This window comes from Streptomyces sp. NPDC001796, assembly GCF_042892355.1.
GTDB lineage: Bacteria > Actinomycetota > Actinomycetes > Streptomycetales > Streptomycetaceae > Streptomyces.
The window spans coordinates 1-18,649 of the sequence record NZ_JBIAUC010000029.1 but is presented as its reverse complement, the minus strand read 5'-3'; the positions used below and the strand labels follow the sequence as shown (position 1 = coordinate 18,649).

Below are 18,649 nucleotides of genomic sequence, written 5' to 3'. Positions count from 1 at the left end.
TGCCGCGCGGGGCTCCTCTTCCGTCCGGGGCGCTCAGGCTGTGACCGTGTCCACCGTGCCGCGCTCCGCCGCGCACGCCCTGGTGTGCATCGGCATCTCCGTCAGGCCGGGGAAGTAGACGTGCAGGCTGACCGCCGGTTCCAGCGCGTCGTTCACCACTTCGTGTACGTAGCCGGGTGCGAACACGCGCTGCGCCCCCGTGCGCAGTGCGCGCGTGCCACGCTCCGTGCGCTCCGTGAGTGCGCCGTGCAGGACGGTCAGTACGCCCGACGAGCGCCCGTGGTCGTGCAGCCCGCTGCCCTGCCCGGGCACCCAGGACAGCAGCCACACCTCGTAGCCGGGTCCGGTCTGCAGCCGGTGGTACCAGCGGGAGGTCGCGTCGTACCGGACCAGGTGCTCCCACCGGGAGCGGTCGGCGGCGATGGTGCGGGCGAGTCCGGCGAACTCGGCCACGGTGACCGGGTGCTCGCGCGGCGGCTGGAGCAGGTGCGGTACTTCCAGGATGTCGCCGGCGATCTGCAGGTCGCTGTCGCTGTTCATGGGTGCGGTGGTTCCTCGGCGGGAGAGTGCGGGGTGGGGTGTCGCGTGTCGTCCGCCCGGGTCACGGGCGTGGCGCGAGCCCTGGTGCGGGCGGAGGGAACTACAGCCGGGCCGTGTGGACCCGGGAGCGGCCGGAGCGCGGGGGAAGGCTCAACAGCCGGAACAGCAACAGCTACAGCGAGCGCGGGCAGCACCGTGGGACCCGGCGGTGCGGGTCTGGGTGAGTGCCGAGTTCGCGAGCATGCCCACAGGACATCGGTTCACACCTTTCCCTGTCAACTTGACGTCCGCCATGTGGGAGCTGTTTCACCTCATCCGGTTCATCCTGCAGAGGAAAGGTTTGTTCACTGCAGTCGGGGGGACACATGGCGCACCGCCGGGCGCGTGGACGTCGTTGCGATCTCGTGATCCGAATGTGATCCGGTTCGCTTCGGTGTGCGTGTCGGAACGAGATCGAACTGCTGGGCGTCCTTCTCGGTGAGGGGTCGCAGGGCCACCTGGACCCTCACAGGCTGTCAGGGTTTATGTCGATTTGAACACTTTCCGCATAGCCTTGGTTCCGCAGAGTGAATAAGGGGCCCAATAGCAGATCTCGGCTTGACTGGCCCGGATCGGCACACTTGTAATTTCACTCGTGTCGTTCAGCCGGATTCGGTAACGGCTACATCACGGGGACGCGAAAGACAGACGAGGGGCGCACATGACCGAGCTGGTGCAGCAACTGCTGGTCGACGACGCGGACGAGGAACTCGGCTGGCAGGAGCGCGCGCTGTGCGCCCAGACCGACCCCGAGTCCTTCTTTCCCGAGAAGGGCGGCTCCACCCGCGAGGCCAAGAAGGTCTGCCTCGCCTGCGAGGTCCGCTCCGAGTGCCTCGAGTACGCGCTCGCCAACGACGAGCGGTTCGGCATCTGGGGCGGTCTGTCCGAGCGTGAGCGCCGCCGTCTGAAGAAGGCCGCCGTCTGACGTCGCTGCGGTCACCGTGAGCAATGTCCGAAAAGAGTCGTTCAGGACGTCGTAAAGCAGTCGCATGCGGGCGTGGCGGCCGGTCCGGCCGACGACGCGGCGAAAAGCCGCACATCCTTTCGTGACGAATGGCCCGTCGCAGGTGGGTTGTCCACAGGCGGCGGGCCGTGATCTTGTCCAGCCGTTAGTGTGGGCCTCCGTCCGAGACGTCCCGCTGCCCCCTCGGGGCACAGGCGTCCACCGCAGTCCAACGAACCGGGGCCTGTACCTCGATGTCCGTGCACAGCCATACGGCGGTCCAACACGACCCGTCTCCACCAGAGTTCCCGCGTCATGTGGTCACCGCGGTGCTCGTCGCCCACGACGGCGCCCGCTGGCTGCCCGACGCGCTCGCCGGCCTGCTCGGCCAGGAGCGCCCCGTGCAGAACGCCGTGGCGGCCGACACCGGCAGCGCGGACGACTCCGCCCAGCTGCTCACCGACGCCCTCGGCCCCGACCGCGTCCTGCACCTGGCCCGGCGCACCGGTTTCGGCCAGGCCGTCGAGGAGGTGAGCCGCTCCGCGCCCGTACCGACCCCGGACGACCTGCCCTACCTCAAGCGCCCGAGCGGCTGGGACCCCGTGACCCGCACCTGGCGGGACGAGGCCTACGACATGCCCGAGCTGCCGTACGGCGAGCCGGTGCAGTGGCTGTGGCTCCTGCACGACGACTGCGCCCCCGAACCGGGCGCACTGGCCGAGCTGTTGCGCGTCGTGGAGCACGAGGCCGAGCTGGGGCGCGAGGTCGCCGTCGTCGGCCCCAAGCTCCGCGGCTGGTACGACCGCCGGCAGCTGCTCGAGGTCGGCGTCACCATCGCCAACTCCGGCCGTCGCTGGACCGGCCTGGACCGCCGTGAGCAGGACCAGGGCCAGCACGACCACGTCCGCCCGGTGCTGTCCGTGTCCACCGCCGGCATGCTGATCCGGCGCGATGTCTTCGAGCAGCTCGGCGGATTCGACCGGAACCTGCCGCTGATGCGTGACGACGTCGACCTGTGCTGGCGTGCCCAGGCCGCCGGCCACCGCGTCCTCGTCGCCCCCGACGCGGTCGTACGCCACGCCGAGGCGGCCTCCCGCGAACGCCGCACCGTCGACTGCGTGGGCCGCACCGCGGCCTCCCCGCACAAGGTCGACAAGGCGGGCGCGGTCTACACCCTCCTCGTCAACGCCCGTTCCGCTCAGCTGCCCTGGGTCCTGCTCCGTCTGGTGCTCGGCACCCTGCTGCGCACGGTGGCCTACCTCGTCGGCAAGGTGCCCGGGCAGGCCGTCGACGAGATCCGCGGCCTCCTCGGGACACTGCTGCGGCCCGAGCGGATCATCGCCGGACGCCGCGGGCGCGGCCGTCCGCAGGTCGACAAGGGCGAGCTGCGCGCGCTGTTCCCGCCGCCCGGAGCGACCGTCCGGGCCACCGTCGAACAGGTCGCGAGCAACCTGGTGGGCCGCTCCGACCCCGAGGTGTCCTCGGCCGGCCGGCACGGCGGCGGCCTGGAGTCCGGACCCGGAGGCGACGACGCCGACTTCCTGGAGGTCGAGCAGTTCGCACGGCTCAAGCGCATCGCCCGTAAGCCCGGACCTGTGCTCTTCGGCGTCCTCCTGCTCGTCTCGCTCGTCGCCTGCCGCGCGCTGCTCGGCGGCGGCGCGCTCGCGGGCGGCTCGTTGCTGCCCGCGCCCGCCGACTCCTCCGAGCTGTGGTCGCGCTATCTCGACGCCTGGCATCCGGTGGGCGCCGGCGGCACGCACTCCGCGCCGCCCTATCTGGCACTTGTCGCCCTGCTCGCCTCGATGCTGCTCGGCTCCACAGGTCTCGCGGTCACGGTGCTGCTCGTCTGTTCGGTGCCGCTCGCCGGGTTCACCGCGTACTTCGCCTCGCGTCCCCTCGTCGAGTCGCGGCTGCTGCGCGCGTGGGCGTCCGTCGCCTACGCCTTCCTGCCCGCCGCCACCGGCGCCCTCGCGGGCGGCCGCATCGGCACCGCGGTCCTCGCGGTCCTGCTGCCGCTCATCGCGCGCGCGGGCATCGCGGCCAGTGGCCTCGCCCACACCTCCGGCGCGCGCGGCAGCTGGCGCGCCACCTGGGCCTACGCACTCCTGCTGACGATCAGCACCGCGTTCACACCGATCGTGTGGCCGATCGCGCTGGTCCTGGGCGTCGCGCTGCTCGTCGTGCGCCGCAACGACATCGTCGCCCACGGTCTGCGCCTCCTCGTCCAGGTCGGCACCCCGCTGCTGCTGCTCGCTCCCTGGTCGCTGTCGCTGCTGCCGTTCGGCTTCTTCAAGGAGGCCGGTCTGGCCTACGGCGCGAGCGCGGCTTCCGCCTCCGACCTGCTCGGCGCCAGCCCGGGCGGACCGGGCACGGTCAGCGGGCTGATGCTCATCGGCGTCGTCCTCGCCGCGCTGGCCGCCCTGATGCGCGGCGAGCGCCAGGCCGCCGTCTGGACGGCGTGGGCGGCCGCCCTGGTGGCGCTCGTCTTCGCGGTCCTGTCCAACCGCTCCGCCTGGGCCGGACCCGCGACCCTCGTCTACGGCCTCGCGCTGCTGGCCGCCGCGGCGGTCGGTGCGGACGGCGCACGCGCACGCGTGGCCGAGCAGAGTTTCGGCTGGCGCCAGCCGGTCGCCGCCCTCATCGCGTTCGCGTCCGCGGCCGGTCCCCTGCTCATCGCCGCCGGGTGGATGATCCGCGGCGCGGACGGGCCGCTGGAGCGGCGCGACCCCGTGCAGGTGCCCGCGTTCGTCGCCGAGGAGAGCGGCACCAGTGACCAGGCCCGCACTCTGGTCCTCGACGGCGAATCCACCGCGCGCGTCGGCTACACCCTGGTGCGCGGCTCCGGCGCCCGCCTCGGCGACGGTGAACTGGCCGCCGAGGACGGCGAGAACAAGCAGCTCGACAAGGTCGTCGCCAACCTCGTCGCGGGTTCCGGCGCCGACCAGGCCGACGAACTGGGCGGCTTCGCCGTGCGCTACGTCCTGGTCCGCAAGGGCGCGCCGCGCGACATCAGCCGCGTCCTGGACGCCACGCCCGGCCTGTCCCGGCTCAGCCAGCAGGACGGCAGCGCCCTGTGGCGCGTCGATCACGAGGTCTCCCGCGCCGCGATCGTCGGCGGCACGGGCGCGCCGCAGCCCGTCGAGGCCGGACCCGTGGAGATCCACACCACGATCCCCTCGGGCGGCGAGGGCCGCATCCTGCGGATCGCCGACACCGCCGACCCCGACTGGACCGCCACCCTGGACGGCAAGCCGCTCACCCCCACCACGGTGGACGGCTGGGCCCAGGGCTTCCGACTGCCAGCTTCCGGCGGCACGTTGGACGTCACCTATGACACTCCGATGGGCCACACGGCCTGGCTGTGGGCGCAGGGCGCGCTCGCCGTCGTCCTGGTGGTGCTCGCCCTGCCCGGGCGCCGCCGTGACGTCGACGACGACCTCCCCGAGGAGCGGGTTGCGCCCGCGCAGGACACCGCCGGCGAGGGCCGCCGCGCCCGCCGGCTGCGGGCGCAGGCCGAGGTGGAAGAGCCCGCCCAGGACGCCGACACCCCGCCCGCCCCTCCGCAGGAGCCGCCCGCCGACGTCCCGCACCAGCCGGCGTACGGGGAGTGGGACACGGCGGGCTACGCGGACACCGGGTACGGCTCCTACGGCGGCGAGCACTACCAGGGCGTCCCCCAGCAGTACGCGCCGGGCGCCTACGAGCAACAGCCGTACCAGGCCGACCCGCACCAGAGCGCCCAGTACGACCCGTACGCGTACGGCAACACGGCGCCGTACGACCCGACGTACACCCAGGGCTACGCCACGCCGTACGACCCGGCGCACGGCACCGACAGTGAGCGCCCCGACGGGAGCCAGCAGTGAACCGCACGACCCTGTCCCTGATCGCCGGCGCGACCGCGCTCGCCGCCGTCACCGGATTCGCGGCACTCGGCGCGCCGGCCGCCTCCGGCAGCGACACTCCGAAGTCGGCCGCACGGCTGCCGGTGGAGCAGACCCGGCTGCTGTGCCCCCAGCCGAGCAACTCGGACATCGCCGACACCTCGTACACGTCCTTCACGCCGGTCTCGCCGAGCACCGGCGGCAGCGGCAAGGCCCAACTGGTCGCTGCCGCCGAGCAGTCGGCGGACAGCACGGGCAACGGCAAGAGCGGCAAGTCGGGCAAGGGCAAGAAACAGTCCGACGCGCCGGCAGTGACCCCCAAGCAGCCCGGCACCCCGGCGACCGGGGACGGCTCGGGCGCCGACACGCCCGCGCTGATCGGCACCGCCACGGGCAGGTTCGCGCCCGGCTGGACGGTCCAGGAGACCACCGCGGTCGCCGCCGGCTCCGGGCGCGGCCTGCTCGGCGTCAACTGCACCGCTCCCGACACCGAGTTCTGGTTCCCGGGTGCCAGCACCGCCGCCTCGCGCACCGACTACGTGCACCTGACCAACCCCGACGACTCCGCCGCGGTCGTCGACATCGAGCTGTACGGCAAGGACGGCAACCTGAAGTCGGCGGTCGGCGAGGGCATCACCGTCCAGCCGCACTCCAGCGAGCCGGTCCTGCTCTCCACGCTCACCGAGGCGAAGGAGAGCGACCTGACGGTCCACGTCAGCGTCCGCAGCGGCCGGGTCGGCGCCGCCGTACAGGCCCTGGACGACAAGCTGGGCGGCGACTGGCTGCCCGCCTCCACGGACCCGGCGGGGTCCCTGGTGCTGCCCGGCATCCCCAAGGACGCCACCGACGTGCGTCTGGTCGCCTTCACGCCCGGCGACTCCGACGCCGACCTCAAGGTGCGCCTCGCCTCGCCCTCCGGGGAGATCACCCCGGCCGGGAACGAGACGGTGCACGTGAAGGCCGGCATGACCACCGCCGTGGACCTCGGCGACATCACGCGGGGCGAGGCCGGCTCCCTGGTGCTGACGCCCACCGGCACACCGGTCCCGGTGGTCGCCGCGCTGCGCGTGGTGCGGGGCAAGGGCGGCGGGCAGGAGTCCGCGTTCATCCCGGCCACCGCGCCGGTCGGCACGCGCGCGTCGGTCGCCGACAACAGCGCCAAGGGCACCACGCTCGCGCTGGCCGCACCGGGCGCCGCGGCCACCGTCAAGGTCACCGCGTCGGTGGGGAGCGGGGGCGGCACGGCCGTGACGAAGCAGTACACGATCAAGGGCGGCACGACGCAGGACGTGGACGTGCCCGTGCCGAGCGGCCTGAAGGGCACCTACGCGCTCACCGTGGAGACGCTCTCCGGCGGCCCCGTCTACGCGTCCCGCACCCTCCGGACGACCATCGAGGGCCTGTCCGCGTTCACCGTGCAGACCCTGCCGGACGACCGGGGCACGGTGGCCGTGCCGGAGGCGCGACAGGACCTGTCGGTGCTGCTGGAGAAGTGACGGGTAAGGAGAAGTGACGGAAGGATCCGTCAGCATGCGGAGGGTTCCGTGGGCGCGCGGGGCTCAGTCCTCGCCGTAGCGCGGATCCACCGTCTCCGGTGTCAGGCCGAGCAGCTCCGCCACCTGCTCCACGACCACCTCGTGGACCAGGGCGGCACGCTCGTCGCGGGCCTTGGTGCGGATCTCGACCGGGCGCCGGTAGACCACGACGCGAGCGCGGCGGCCGTCGCGGGCAGGGATGGTGCCTCCCAGAGGTACGGCCTCATCGCTCCAGCCCGCGCCGGGGCCGTCCAGGCGCGGCACCTCCAGAACCAGGAAGTCGATGTCGGCGAGCTGCGGCCAGTGCCGCTCCAGGCGCTCCACGGAGTCCTGCACCAGATCCGCGAACACCTCGGCGCGGCTCGCGGAGAGCGGCACCTGCGGCGGCGCGACGGGGCCGCGCATGCCTCGGCCGTGGCGATCACGGCGGCGTGGCCCGGGTGCGGCGGCGCGGGGTGGTACGGGGGTGTCCATCACTGAAAGAAGCGTAGTCCCCGCCGGGGCGCCACGCCCGGCCCCACGCGAACCCGCGCAGCTTCCTCCGCGCTCCTCCGACGGCTCAGCCCGGACGTTCGGGCCCCCGACGGGCGGAGGTCACACGGCATGTCGCCGGATGACCATTCCAGCCAAGCTTGAGCTCGATTCCATAGCCTCCGAGACCACCGAGCTCATGAACTTTGATGAGGTTTGTACCAAGTGGTGACCGGTTTCAGAGTCGTCCGGTATCTCGGCATGGGCTGTCCACGCAGGTCAGCCAGGCGGCCCCGAAAGGGGGTGTGGGGTGTTTCACAGCACGACACGGTGGAGTGACCTGGGGGAGAGTCGTCGCGGCCCGCTCAAGAGTGCGGTACCGTCCAACGTCGTGAGCCCTGTACGTCGCTGTTCGCGCACCGCTTGCGGCCGACCCGCCGTCGCGACGCTGACGTACGTCTACGCCGACTCGACCGCGGTCCTCGGCCCGCTCGCCACCTACGCCGAACCCCACTGCTACGACCTGTGCGCCGAGCACTCCGAGCGCCTCACCGCCCCGCGCGGCTGGGAGGTCGTCCGGCTGCTGGACGGCTCGGCCCCCACGCGCCCGAGCGGCGACGACCTGGAAGCGCTGGCCAACGCGGTTCGCGAGGCGGCCCGCCCGCACCAGCGCACGGCCGAGGCGGGCGGCGGCGGCAGCGCCCGTACGGCCGACCCGATGGAGGTCGCACGCCGCGGCCATCTGCGGGTCCTGCGCTCACCCGACAACTGAGCGTCCACGCCTCCTTGTCACTCCTCCTCCCCACCCCGTGATCCCTTCCACCTCCTGATCGCACACGCTGCCCCCATCAGGTGTGGTCCCGCGGACCCGTGTGCCGGTGAGATCAGGTATGAACTCCGTCCGAACTGTTCGTCGGATGCAAGGGCCCGCGGCCGGGCACCGGTCCCAGCAGGTAATTTGGGGGCACCGTTGAGAACTCAGGAGGGTTGGCCGTGGCTGCTGATCTGTCGCAGATCGTGAAGGCGTACGACGTACGCGGGGTGGTCCCGGACCAGTGGGACGAGACGCTGGCCGAGCTGTTCGGCGCGGCTTTCGCCCAGGTGACCGGTGCGGACGCGATCGTGATCGGCCACGACATGCGGCCCTCGTCCCCGGGCCTGGCGGACGCCTTCGCGCGTGGAGCCGCCGGACGCGGTGCCGACGTCACGGAGATCGGCCTGTGCTCGACGGACCAGCTGTACTACGCGTCGGGCGCGCTGAACCTGCCGGGCGCCATGTTCACCGCCTCGCACAACCCGGCGAAGTACAACGGCATCAAGATGTGCCGCGCGGGTGCCGCACCCGTCGGCCAGGACACGGGCCTCGCGGAGATTCGCGCCCTGGTCGAGGAGTGGCTGGACGGGGAGGCGCCGCAGCCGGTCGGGACGCCGGGCACGATCACCCAGCGCGACACGCTGGACGACTACGCGGCGTACCTGCGCTCCCTCGCCGACCTGACCTCCATCCGCCGGCTGAAGGTCGTCGTCGACGCCGGCAACGGCATGGGTGGCCACACGGTGCCGACCGTCCTCGCCGGACTGCCCGTCGACCTGGTCCCGATGTACTTCGAGCTGGACGGCACCTTCCCGAACCACGAGGCCAACCCGCTCGACCCGAAGAACATCGTCGACCTGCAGAAGCGGGTGCGGGAAGAGGGCGCCGACATCGGCATCGCCTTCGACGGCGACGCGGACCGCTGCTTCGTCGTCGACGAGCACGGCGACCCGGTCACCCCGTCCGTGATCACCGCGCTGGTCGCCGCCCGTGAACTGGCCAAGCACGGCGGGAAGGGCACGATCATCCACAACCTGATCACGTCCTGGTCGGTGCCCGAGGTCGTCCGGGAGCACGGCGGCACGCCGGTCCGCACCCGCGTGGGCCACTCCTTCATCAAGGCCGAGATGGCCCGCACCGGCGCGATCTTCGGCGGCGAGCACTCCGCGCACTACTACTTCAAGGACTTCTGGAACGCCGACACGGGCATGCTGGCCGCGCTCCACGTCCTCGCGGCCCTCGGCGGCCAGGAGGGCCCGCTCTCCCAGCTCGTGGCCGAGTACGACCGCTATGTGGGCTCCGGCGAGATCAACTCCACGGTCGACGACCAGAAGGGCCGCCTCGCCGCCATCAAGGCCGCCTACGAGGGCCACGAGGGCGTCGAACTGGACGAGCTGGACGGTCTGACCGTCTCCTCCGCCGACTGGTGGTTCAACGTCCGCCCCTCCAACACCGAACCGCTCCTGCGCCTGAACGCCGAGGCGAGGGACGAGGCGACCATGGCGAAGATCCGGGACGAGGTGCTGGAGATCATCCGGGCCTGACGCCCCGCCACACGCCGCGCCGGGCGGGGCGGGCGCACGACAGCGCCCGCCCCGCCCAACCCCCGCACGCCGCCGTCCGCAGCGGTAGTCTGACCAGGCCAAGCGCACCAGCCCGAAGGGACCCGTCATGCCGCTCGAAGCCGGCCTCCTCGAGATCCTCGCCTGCCCGGCGTGCCACGCACCGCTCAAGGAGGAGGAGAACGAGCTGGTCTGCACCGGCCAGGACTGCGGCCTCGCCTACCCCGTCCGGGACGGCATCCCGGTCCTGCTCGTCGACGAAGCCCGCCGCCCCGCCTGACGCACCCGGCGATCGGAGGCTGCCGCCCATGCTCGACGAATCGCTGCTCGACGACCCCGAGGCGCTGGCGCGGGCCGACCGACGCGGACTGCTCCGGGGCGCCGCCGAGGCAGGCGCCCGGGTCCGCACGGCCGTGCGGTTCGCCGCCGAGGCGGGGGTCAACGACCTGAGGCCCGATGGCCGGCCCCGAGCCGTGCTCATCGCGGGCCCCGGCACCGCCTCAGTGGGCGTCGCCGAACTCCTCGACACCCTCGCCGGCGCCGCCTGCCCGGTCGCCCGCATCCACCCCACCGGCGTCGCCCCCGCGGCCGGCGCGCTGCGCTGGGAGCTGCCCGGCTGGGCCGGGCCCGTCGACCTGCTGCTGATCGCCACCCCTGACGGTTCCGAACCCGGCCTCGGCATCCTGGTCGAGCAGGCCTACCGCCGCGGCTGCACCGTCGTCTCCGTGGCCCCCGCCCGCTCCCCGATCACGGAGGCGGTGGCCGCCGCCCACGGCCTGTTCGTGCCCATGGCGACCGCCCCGTACGAGCAGGAGGAACCCCTCGCCGCCTCCGCGCCCGGCGTCCTGTGGGCCCTGCTCACCCCGCTGCTCGCCCTCCTGGACCGCACCGGCCTGCTCTCCGCGCCGCCCGACGTCCTGGAGAAGGTCGCCGACCGCCTCGACCAGGTCGCCGAACGCTGCGGCCCGGCCATCGCCACCTACAGCAACCCCGCCAAGAACCTCGCCGCCGAACTCGCCGAAGCGCTCCCGGTGATCTGGACGGAAGGCGCCTCCGCCGCACCCGCCGGCCGCCGCTTCGCCGCCGCACTCGCCGAGCTGGCCGGCCGTCCCGCGCTCACCGCGCAACTGCCCGAAGCACTCGCCTCGCACAGCGTCCTGCTCTCCGGCGCGCTCGCCGCGGGCGCCGACCCCGACGACTTCTTCCGCGACCGCGTGGAGGAGGCACAGGCCCTGCACGCGCGCGTGGTGCTTCTGCGCGACCGCCCCATCGGCGGCCTCAGCGCCGCCCCCGCCGCCCGAGACCTGGCCCTCAGCCACGACACGGCGATCAGCGAACTGGAACCCGAGGACGGCGACGAGCTGGAGACCCTCGCGGAACTGATCGCCATCACGGATTTCGCCGCCGTTTACGTGGCGCTCGCATCCGGGGCCTGACCTGGCGCTGTCACCGGAGAGGTCCACCGGGGACCTTTCCGGCCACAGCACTAGCTTCCGGCCACAGCACTAGGCTCACACCATCTGACCAGCGCGCACCGGCCCACCCGTCCACAGCGGCGCCGACCGGGAGCGTACGTACGGAGACGAAGAAGACTCATGGATCGCCTCGACAACACCATCCGCCCCTACGCCTGGGGTTCGACCACCGCCATCCCCCGGCTCCTCGGCGTGGAGCCGACCGGTGAGCCGCAGGCGGAGATGTGGATGGGCGCCCACCCCGGCGCACCCTCGCGCACCCCGCGCGGCCCCCTCAACGAGGTGATCGACAAGGCTCCGGAAGGCGAACTGGGGCAGCGGACGGTCGCCCGTTTCGGCCCCCGGCTGCCGTTCCTGCTGAAGATCCTCGCCGCCGGCGCCCCGCTCTCCCTCCAGGTCCACCCCGACCTGGAGCAGGCGAAGGAGGGCTACGCCGACGAGGAGCGCCGCGGCATCCCCGTCGACGCGCCCCACCGCAACTACAAGGACGCCAACCACAAGCCCGAGCTGATCTGCGCCCTCACCGAGTTCGACGGCCTGTGCGGCTTCCGCGCCCCTGACGCCGCCGCCGACCTGCTCGCCGGCCTCGACGTCGACTCCCTCAAGCCGTACGTCGACGTGCTGCACGCCCACCCCGAAGACGCCGCCCTGCGCGAGGTCCTCACCGCCGTGCTGAGCGCCGACCCCGAGGAGATGACCCACACGGTCACCGAGGCGGCGGCCGCCTGCGCCCGCCTCGGCGGCGCCTACGCCCCGTACGCCGACATCGCCCACCACTACCCCGGCGACCCCGGCGTGATCGCCGCGATGCTGCTCAACCACGTCCGGCTCCAGCCCGGTGAGGCCCTCTACCTCGGAGCCGGTGTCCCGCACGCCTACCTGAGCGGTCTCGGCGTCGAGATCATGGCCAACTCCGACAACGTGCTGCGCTGCGGCCTGACCCCCAAGCACGTCGACGTCCCCGAACTGCTGCGGATCGTCCGCTTCGAGGCGAGCGACCCCGGTGTCCTGCGCCCCGAGGCCTCCGCGGACGGCGAGGAGGTCTACGAGACCCCGATCGACGAGTTCCGCCTGTCGCGGTACGTGGTGACCGAGGGCGCCGCCCCGCACGACCTCACGCGCGCGACCCCGCAGATCCTGCTGTGCACGGCCGGTTCCGTCCGCGCGGGCGACCAGGTGCTCGCGCCCGGCGAGTCGGTGTTCGTACCGGCGGAGGACAAGGCCGAGGTGTCCGGCGCCGGCACGGTCTTCCGGGCCACGGTCGCCGCCTGACGCGGCCGCCCGGCCCCCGGGCCGGGCGCCGTCGCGGTCCCGGCCTGGCGCACCGCTGTCGGAGCCTGCTGCAACAATGGCCCACCGGCAAAGGACGGGCAAAGCCCCGGACGGCGTACGGTACGTACGGACGTCCCGGGCGCGACGGCTATGAAGGGAACAACGCGAACACATGAGCGCGTCAGGCGGCACCAGGGCGATCGTGGCGGCACTCGGCGCCAACCTCGCGATCGCGGCATCGAAGTTCGTCGCGTTCGCCTTCAGCGGCTCGTCGTCGATGCTCGCGGAGGGCGTCCACTCGATCGCCGACTCCGGCAACCAGTTCCTGCTGCTGATCGGCGGCAAGCGCGCCCAGCGGGAGGCGACCCCGCAGCACCCGTTCGGCTACGGCCGCGAGCGGTTCATCTACGCCTTCCTCGTCTCGATCGTCCTGTTCTCCATCGGCGGCATGTTCGCCATCTACGAGGGCTACGAGAAGATCCGGCACCCGCACGCGCTCGAGAACTGGTACTGGCCGGTGGGCGTCCTCGTCTTCGCGGTCATCGCCGAAGGCTTCTCCTTCCGCACGGCGATAAAGGAGTCCAACGAACTGCGCGGCAAGCTCTCCTGGGCGCAGTTCATCCGCCGGGCCAAGGCCCCGGAGCTGCCGGTCGTCCTCCTGGAGGACTTCGGCGCGCTCATCGGTCTGGTCCTCGCCCTCGGCGGCGTCGGCCTGGCCCTGCTCACCGGCGACGGCATCTGGGACGGCATCGGCACCGTCTGCATCGGTGTCCTCCTCGTCCTGATCGCCCTGGTCCTCGCCGCAGAGACCAAGTCCCTCCTCCTCGGCGAGGCCGCGGGCGTCGACGTCGTCAAGCAGATCGAGGCGGCGATCGTCGACGGTGAGACGGTCACCGGCCTCATCCACATGCGCACACTCCACCTGGGCCCCGAGGAACTGCTGATCGCCGCCAAGATCGCCGTGCAGCACGACGACACGGCCGCTCAGGTCGCCTCCGCGATCAACGCCGCCGAGGACCGCATCCGCACCGCCGTCCCCATCGCCCGCGTCATCTACCTGGAGCCGGACATCTACAGCGAGGCCGAGGCCGCCAAGGGCCCGGACCCCCAGGCGACGCCGGGCGGCCCGGGACCGAGCACCGGTCACTGAACTCACCGCCGAGCCGCTGCCGGCCGCAGCCAGTCGGACGTCTTCCGAGGCGGACTGGGGACGGCTGGGTCCTCCGGTGTAGCTTGGAACGGAGCCAGACGTCGCTGCTGATGGCGGTCGGGCGGTCCAGGACGGGCCGTCCGAGGGAGAGAGGGCCTCCGACGGACTGCGCTGCGCGCACGTGGGCATGCCTGTGTCCTCTTTCGGGCACCCTGTGCCCGCCGCCGCGCAGACCAGCCGTACCCACCTCGACCCAACCCCGAGGAGCAGCTCGCAATGACGACTGTCGAGAACCGACAGGACTTCAAGGTCGCCGACCTCTCGCTGGCCGAGTTCGGCCGCAAGGAGATCACCCTCGCCGAGCACGAGATGCCCGGCCTGATGGCGATCCGCAAGGAGTACGCCGAGGCGCAGCCCCTGGCCGGCGCCCGTATCACCGGCTCCCTGCACATGACCGTCCAGACCGCCGTCCTCATCGAGACCCTCGCCGCTCTCGGCGCGCAGGTCCGCTGGGCGTCCTGCAACATCTTCTCCACCCAGGACCACGCGGCCGCCGCCATCGCCGTCGGCCCGAACGGCACGCCCGACAACCCCCAGGGCATCCCCGTCTTCGCCTGGAAGGGCGAGACGCTCGAGGAGTACTGGTGGTGCACGGAGCAGGCACTGACCTGGCCCGACAGCCCCACCGGCGGCCCGAACATGATCCTCGACGACGGCGGTGACGCCACCCTCCTCGTCCACAAGGGCGTCGAATACGAGAAGGACGGCAAGGTCCCCTCGCCCGACACCGCCGAGTCCGACGAACACCGCGTCATCCTCCAGCTGCTGACCCGCACCCTGGCGGAGAACCCCCAGAAGTGGACCCAGCTGGCGTCCGAGATCCGTGGCGTGACCGAGGAGACCACGACCGGCGTCCACCGCCTGTACGAGATGCAGCGCGAGGGCACCCTCCTGTTCCCGGCGATCAACGTCAACGACGCGGTCACCAAGTCGAAGTTCGACAACAAGTACGGTTGCCGCCACTCCCTGATCGACGGCATCAACCGCGCCACGGACACCCTCATCGGCGGCAAGACCGCGGTCGTCTGCGGCTACGGCGACGTGGGCAAGGGCTGCGCGGAGTCCCTGCGCGGACAGGGCGCCCGCGTGATCGTCACCGAGATCGACCCGATCTGCGCGCTGCAGGCCGCCATGGACGGCTACCAGGTCACGACCCTGGACGAGGTCATCGACAAGGCCGACATCTTCGTCACCACCACCGGCAACCGGGACATCATCATGGCCAGTGACATGGCCAAGATGAAGCACCAGGCGATCGTCGGCAACATCGGGCACTTCGACAACGAGATCGACATGGCCGGCCTCGCCAAGGTCCCCGGCATCGTCAAGGACGAGGTCAAGCCGCAGGTCCACACCTGGACCTTCCCCGACGGCAAGAAGATCATCGTCCTTTCCGAGGGCCGCCTGCTGAACCTGGGCAACGCCACCGGTCACCCGTCGTTCGTGATGTCCAACTCCTTCGCGGACCAGACCCTGGCCCAGATCGAGCTGTTCACCAAGCCCGACGCGTACCCGACCGGCGTCTACGTGCTGCCCAAGCACCTCGACGAGAAGGTCGCCCGACTCCACCTGGACGCGCTCGGCGTGAAGCTGACCAAGCTCCGCCCCGAGCAGGCGGCGTACATCGGCGTCGAGGTCGAGGGCCCGTACAAGCCGGACCACTACCGCTACTGACCGAGCCCCGGTCCCAAGGCAGGCCCCCGCACCCCCGTGCCGGGGGCCTGCCCCCTTTCCAGACCACTGGGCCCTCCGGACCACTGGGCGGACCGGCCCGTCAAGCCCCAGGACCCTCATGCCCCGCGGCCGATATTCGCTTCACGACCCGCACGACCAGACCCTCCTCGCCGAAGAACACTTCCAGTGCGCGCCGGGCCCCACCGGCTGGCGCTATGTCTCCCAACTGACCACCCCCTCCGGCGATCACGCAGGCTCCGTCGACCTCGCCCTCGACGAGCTCGGCCGCCCCATCCGCCTCGAACTCCACGCCGCGAGCTGGCAGGTGCGGGGCGCCGCCCTCGACGGCGTCACCTGGGTCCGCACCGACCCCACCGGCACCCATGCCACCGAAGGCAATGTCCGCGCCCACGCCTTCACCGGCACATCCCCCGCTTTCCTCGTCGCCACCGCCCGTCTGCTCCGCCTCACCCCCTCCTCCTCCGCGACGCGCGTACGCCTCGTCGCCTTCACCGATCCGGTCCTCGCCCCCCGCACCGTGGACCAGTCCTGGGCCCTGATCGCAAGAGAAGCACACACCACTGACAACGCCCCCCTCGTCGTGGACGAATACCAGGTCACAGCCCTGGACACGGGTGAGCGACACACCGTGCACATCGCAGGAGACGTGGTGCTGGCGGCACCGGGCATCGAGCTGGAGGACCTCCAGTCGCCGCCGTCGGTGTTCCGGTGACAGCGACCGGCGGTGACCGCGGTTACGCGGGCGGCGCGAAGCCGGTGGAGGGCCGAGCCGGCGGTTCGGAGTGTGTGGGTCGCGTGGGTTGAGCCGGTGCCGGCTGCGGGTCCTGCTGAGAGACGGGGCCCGGGGCCCGGGGCGGGGCGTAGGGCTGCTGAGCCGCGGCGCCGGTCTGCGGACCCCCCTCGACGACCTCGACAGTTCCCCGACCGCCGGATGCCCGCCGGGCCTCCCGTGCCTGCCGTTCCTGCACCACCGCCGCCAGATAAGCGGCCGGCGGCACCTCGGACGGCGTCGGCACGCCCGTACGAGCCGCGAGGTCCGCGGCGAGACGTTCCGCCATCGTCCAGCCCACCTGCGGATCCAGCTGGTGCATCCGGGTCAGGTACTGCCGGATCGCCAGCCACAGCCCGTCCGGAACAGCCGAGAGGTCGAGCGCGGAGAACCGCCCGGCCAGCCACGGGGGCGGCGGAGGCACGAAGGACGCACGGCCGGCGGGCACGCGCTCGCGTACGACGAGCGTGCCCGCGAACACGTCACCGAGCCGCCGCCCCCGTGCCGAAACGAGCGAGGCGACGCACGCCACGACCCCGAAGGTCATGAGGATCTCGACCACACCGACCGCGCCCCGTACCAACGCGTGCCGGAATCGGATCGGCCCCCCGTCGTCTCGCACCACCCGCAGCCCGCACGCCAGCTTGCCCAGCGAACGGCCATGGCTCAGCGTCTCCACCGCGATCGGCCCACCCACCAGCACGAGGACGAAGGCGGCGATCGACACCGCCATCTGCGCGGCCTCGTCCAGGCCGGACGTGGACGCCACCAGAGCGATCACCACGAGGACGTAGGCGACCACGGCCACCACCAGGTCGAGCAACACGGCCAGCGCCCGGCTCGGCAGCTTCGCGGGGCGCAGCTCCAGCGCCACCGCCTCACCCGTCACTAGCTCACTCACGCCGACCGTCCTTCCCCTGACCCTCCCCGGAGTACGACAGTCTGCCAAGCTGAGGGCACATCGCGCCGCAGTACGAGGAGCAGCCCATCCATGGACCTCGACGTGTTCGTGTCCACCCACCGCGCCGAGTGGGACCGCCTCGAGGCCCTGCTGCGCCGCCGGCGCCGCCTCACCGGAGCCGAAGCGGACGAACTCGTCGCCCTCTACCAGCGCACCGCCACCCATCTCTCGCTGATCCAGTCCAGCGCACCCGACCCCCAGCTCACCGGCCGGCTCAGTCAACTGGTGGCACGCGCGCGCAGCGCCGTGACGGGCACGCGCCGCGCCTCATGGCGCGATGTCACGCGCTTCCTCACGCACGGTTTCCCCGCCGCCGTCTACCGTTCGCGCCGCTGGTGGATACCCACGGCACTGCTCTCCACGGTGGTGGCGGTGCTCCTGGGGTGGTGGATCGGCACCCACCCGGATGTCCAGGCATCGATCGCCGCCCCCAGCGAACTACGCGACCTGACACGCCCCGGCGGCGAGTACGAGACGTACTACTCCAGCCATCCCGCCGCCGCGTTCGCCGCCCAGGTGTGGACGAACAACGCCCGAGCTGCCGCGATGTGCCTGGTCCTGGGCATCTTCCTGGGTCTCCCGGTGCTGTGGATCCTCTTCGAGAACATGCTGAACCTGGGGGTCGGCATCGGCCTGATGTCCTCGGCCGGCCGCCTCGACACCTTCCTTGGTCTGATCCTCCCGCACGGGCTGCTGGAACTGACGGCCGTCTTCGTGGCCGCCGGAACCGGGCTGCGACTCGGCTGGACCCTCATCGACCCGGGTCCCCGGACCCGCCGCACCGCCCTCGCCGAGGAGGGCAGGGCCGCCTTGGGCATGGCCATAGGACTCACGCTGGTCCTGTTCGTCTCGGGCGCCATCGAGGGGTTCGTGACCCCCTCCGGCCTTCCCACCTGGGGCCGGATCGCGATCGGCATCGCCGCTGAGCTGGCCTTTCTCGCGTACGTCTATGTCCTCGGCGGACGCGCGGCGCGGGCCGGGGACACAGGGGACGTGGACGCGGACGAGCGCAGCGCGACCGTTCCGACGGCAGCGTGACCGGGATGGCCCCCTCCGGATGTGCGTCTTCCGGCGCCGGCCTGCTACTCTCCTCTTCGCCCCACGGGACCTGTTGACACGGGTGGCGTGGGGAGGTAGATTCAGACAGTTGCCTGGAGGTGGAGGTATCCACCCACAACAGGAACAGTGAGCATCTGCCGGCTCTCGGGACGATCAGTTCCGAGGAGCCTCCCCCGATTGAATCAGAAGTGGTCGGCGGTCAGTCCGCCCCAAAACCTCTGATAAAGTCGGAACCGCCGGAAAGGGAAACGTGAAAGCGGGAACCTGGAAAGCACCGAGGAAATCGGATCGGAAAGATCTGATAGAGTCGGAAACACCGAAGGGGAGCGCCCGGAGGAAAGCCGAGAGAGTGAGTCTCTCCGGTGAGTACGAAGGAAGCGTCCGTTCCTTGAGAACTCAACAGCGTGCCAAAAGTCAACG

Annotated in this window: 15 protein-coding genes; 12 read left to right on the top strand and 3 right to left on the bottom strand. The window is 71.8% G+C overall.

The genetic code is table 11. The annotated features are described in order from the left end of the window. Positions 1–33: 33 nt before the first annotated feature. Complete coding sequence (locus ACFYZE_RS33960; RefSeq protein WP_389002859.1) at positions 34–540, bottom strand: cysteine dioxygenase; 507 nt, start codon at positions 538–540, stop codon at positions 34–36. Positions 541–1,240: 700 nt separating this feature from the next. Between ACFYZE_RS33960 and ACFYZE_RS33955 the strand changes: the two genes are divergently transcribed. The 3 genes from ACFYZE_RS33955 to ACFYZE_RS33945 all read left to right on the top strand — a co-directional run bounded on the left by ACFYZE_RS33955 (position 1,241) and on the right by ACFYZE_RS33945 (position 6,902). After that, positions 1,241–1,504: a WhiB family transcriptional regulator gene (locus tag ACFYZE_RS33955; protein WP_003975777.1), complete on the top strand. Its 264-nt coding sequence runs from the start codon at positions 1,241–1,243 to the stop codon at positions 1,502–1,504. A 272-nt stretch (positions 1,505–1,776) separates the two neighbouring features. Then, on the top strand, positions 1,777–5,388 hold the full coding sequence (locus ACFYZE_RS33950) for a glycosyltransferase family 2 protein (RefSeq protein WP_389002856.1): 3,612 nt from the start codon (positions 1,777–1,779) through the stop codon (positions 5,386–5,388). Beyond that, positions 5,385–6,902 carry a DUF5719 family protein gene (locus ACFYZE_RS33945; protein WP_389002853.1) on the top strand — a complete coding sequence of 506 codons (1,518 nt, stop codon included), beginning with the start codon at positions 5,385–5,387 and terminating at the stop codon, positions 6,900–6,902. Before ACFYZE_RS33950 ends, ACFYZE_RS33945 begins: the two co-directional genes overlap by 4 nt. A 63-nt stretch (positions 6,903–6,965) precedes the next feature. Here the strand turns inward: ACFYZE_RS33945 and ACFYZE_RS33940 are convergent, their stop codons facing one another. Continuing rightward, positions 6,966–7,415 (bottom strand): metallopeptidase family protein, encoded by a 450-nt coding sequence (locus ACFYZE_RS33940; protein ID WP_389002850.1) that lies wholly within the window; start codon positions 7,413–7,415, stop codon positions 6,966–6,968. Between the two features lie 337 nt (positions 7,416–7,752). Here ACFYZE_RS33940 and ACFYZE_RS33935 point away from each other — a divergent pair, with 337 nt between their 5' ends. The 8 genes from ACFYZE_RS33935 to ACFYZE_RS33900 all read left to right on the top strand — a co-directional run bounded on the left by ACFYZE_RS33935 (position 7,753) and on the right by ACFYZE_RS33900 (position 16,152). Next, positions 7,753–8,184: a DUF3499 domain-containing protein gene (locus tag ACFYZE_RS33935; protein ID WP_263234783.1), complete on the top strand. Its 432-nt coding sequence runs from the start codon at positions 7,753–7,755 to the stop codon at positions 8,182–8,184. A gap of 221 nt (positions 8,185–8,405) precedes the next feature. After that, positions 8,406–9,770, top strand: coding sequence for a phosphomannomutase/phosphoglucomutase (locus ACFYZE_RS33930; RefSeq protein WP_389002847.1), 1,365 nt, complete (start codon positions 8,406–8,408; stop codon positions 9,768–9,770). 127 nt (positions 9,771–9,897) lie between these two features. Further along, on the top strand, positions 9,898–10,068 hold the full coding sequence (locus tag ACFYZE_RS33925; RefSeq protein WP_190189352.1) for a Trm112 family protein: 171 nt from the start codon (positions 9,898–9,900) through the stop codon (positions 10,066–10,068). Positions 10,069–10,096: 28 nt separating this feature from the next. Further along, on the top strand, positions 10,097–11,224 hold the full coding sequence (locus ACFYZE_RS33920) for an SIS domain-containing protein (protein WP_389002844.1): 1,128 nt from the start codon (positions 10,097–10,099) through the stop codon (positions 11,222–11,224). A gap of 159 nt (positions 11,225–11,383) precedes the next feature. Continuing rightward, complete coding sequence (gene manA, locus ACFYZE_RS33915) at positions 11,384–12,535, top strand: mannose-6-phosphate isomerase, class I (protein ID WP_389002841.1); 1,152 nt, start codon at positions 11,384–11,386, stop codon at positions 12,533–12,535. Positions 12,536–12,707: 172 nt separating this feature from the next. After that, on the top strand, positions 12,708–13,685 hold the full coding sequence (locus ACFYZE_RS33910; RefSeq protein WP_389002838.1) for a cation diffusion facilitator family transporter: 978 nt from the start codon (positions 12,708–12,710) through the stop codon (positions 13,683–13,685). Positions 13,686–13,961: 276 nt separating this feature from the next. Further along, complete coding sequence (ahcY, locus tag ACFYZE_RS33905; RefSeq protein ID WP_366028276.1) at positions 13,962–15,419, top strand: adenosylhomocysteinase; 1,458 nt, start codon at positions 13,962–13,964, stop codon at positions 15,417–15,419. A 118-nt stretch (positions 15,420–15,537) separates the two neighbouring features. Further along, positions 15,538–16,152, top strand: a complete 615-nt coding sequence (locus ACFYZE_RS33900; protein WP_389002835.1) for a hypothetical protein — start codon at positions 15,538–15,540, stop codon at positions 16,150–16,152. Positions 16,153–16,174: 22 nt separating this feature from the next. On the opposite strand, the gene ACFYZE_RS33895 is transcribed toward ACFYZE_RS33900, so the two are convergent. After that, the gene (locus ACFYZE_RS33895) at positions 16,175–17,110 is read right to left on the bottom strand and encodes an RDD family protein (RefSeq protein ID WP_389002832.1); all 936 of its coding nucleotides are present in this window, start codon (positions 17,108–17,110) and stop codon (positions 16,175–16,177) included. A 90-nt stretch (positions 17,111–17,200) separates the two neighbouring features. Between ACFYZE_RS33895 and ACFYZE_RS33890 the strand changes: the two genes are divergently transcribed. Next, positions 17,201–18,208 carry a stage II sporulation protein M gene (locus ACFYZE_RS33890; RefSeq protein WP_389002829.1) on the top strand — a complete coding sequence of 336 codons (1,008 nt, stop codon included), beginning with the start codon at positions 17,201–17,203 and terminating at the stop codon, positions 18,206–18,208. The last annotated feature ends 441 nt before the right edge of the window (positions 18,209–18,649 follow it).

What these genes read in the sequence shown, in the direction of transcription:
- ACFYZE_RS33910 (WP_389002838.1), top strand. Translation starts at nt 12,708, where the DNA reads ATGAGCGCGTCAGGCGGCACCAGGGCGATCGTGGCGGCACTCGGCGCC.
- manA (WP_389002841.1), top strand. Translation starts at nt 11,384, where the DNA reads ATGGATCGCCTCGACAACACCATCCGCCCCTACGCCTGGGGTTCGACC.
- ACFYZE_RS33950 (WP_389002856.1), top strand. Translation starts at nt 1,777, where the DNA reads ATGTCCGTGCACAGCCATACGGCGGTCCAACACGACCCGTCTCCACCA.
- ACFYZE_RS33925 (WP_190189352.1), top strand. Translation starts at nt 9,898, where the DNA reads ATGCCGCTCGAAGCCGGCCTCCTCGAGATCCTCGCCTGCCCGGCGTGC.
- ACFYZE_RS33940 (WP_389002850.1), bottom strand. Translation starts at nt 7,415, where the DNA reads ATGGACACCCCCGTACCACCCCGCGCCGCCGCACCCGGGCCACGCCGC.
- ACFYZE_RS33960 (WP_389002859.1), bottom strand. Translation starts at nt 540, where the DNA reads ATGAACAGCGACAGCGACCTGCAGATCGCCGGCGACATCCTGGAAGTA.
- ACFYZE_RS33955 (WP_003975777.1), top strand. Translation starts at nt 1,241, where the DNA reads ATGACCGAGCTGGTGCAGCAACTGCTGGTCGACGACGCGGACGAGGAA.
- ahcY (WP_366028276.1), top strand. Translation starts at nt 13,962, where the DNA reads ATGACGACTGTCGAGAACCGACAGGACTTCAAGGTCGCCGACCTCTCG.
- ACFYZE_RS33890 (WP_389002829.1), top strand. Translation starts at nt 17,201, where the DNA reads ATGGACCTCGACGTGTTCGTGTCCACCCACCGCGCCGAGTGGGACCGC.
- ACFYZE_RS33920 (WP_389002844.1), top strand. Translation starts at nt 10,097, where the DNA reads ATGCTCGACGAATCGCTGCTCGACGACCCCGAGGCGCTGGCGCGGGCC.
- ACFYZE_RS33900 (WP_389002835.1), top strand. Translation starts at nt 15,538, where the DNA reads ATGCCCCGCGGCCGATATTCGCTTCACGACCCGCACGACCAGACCCTC.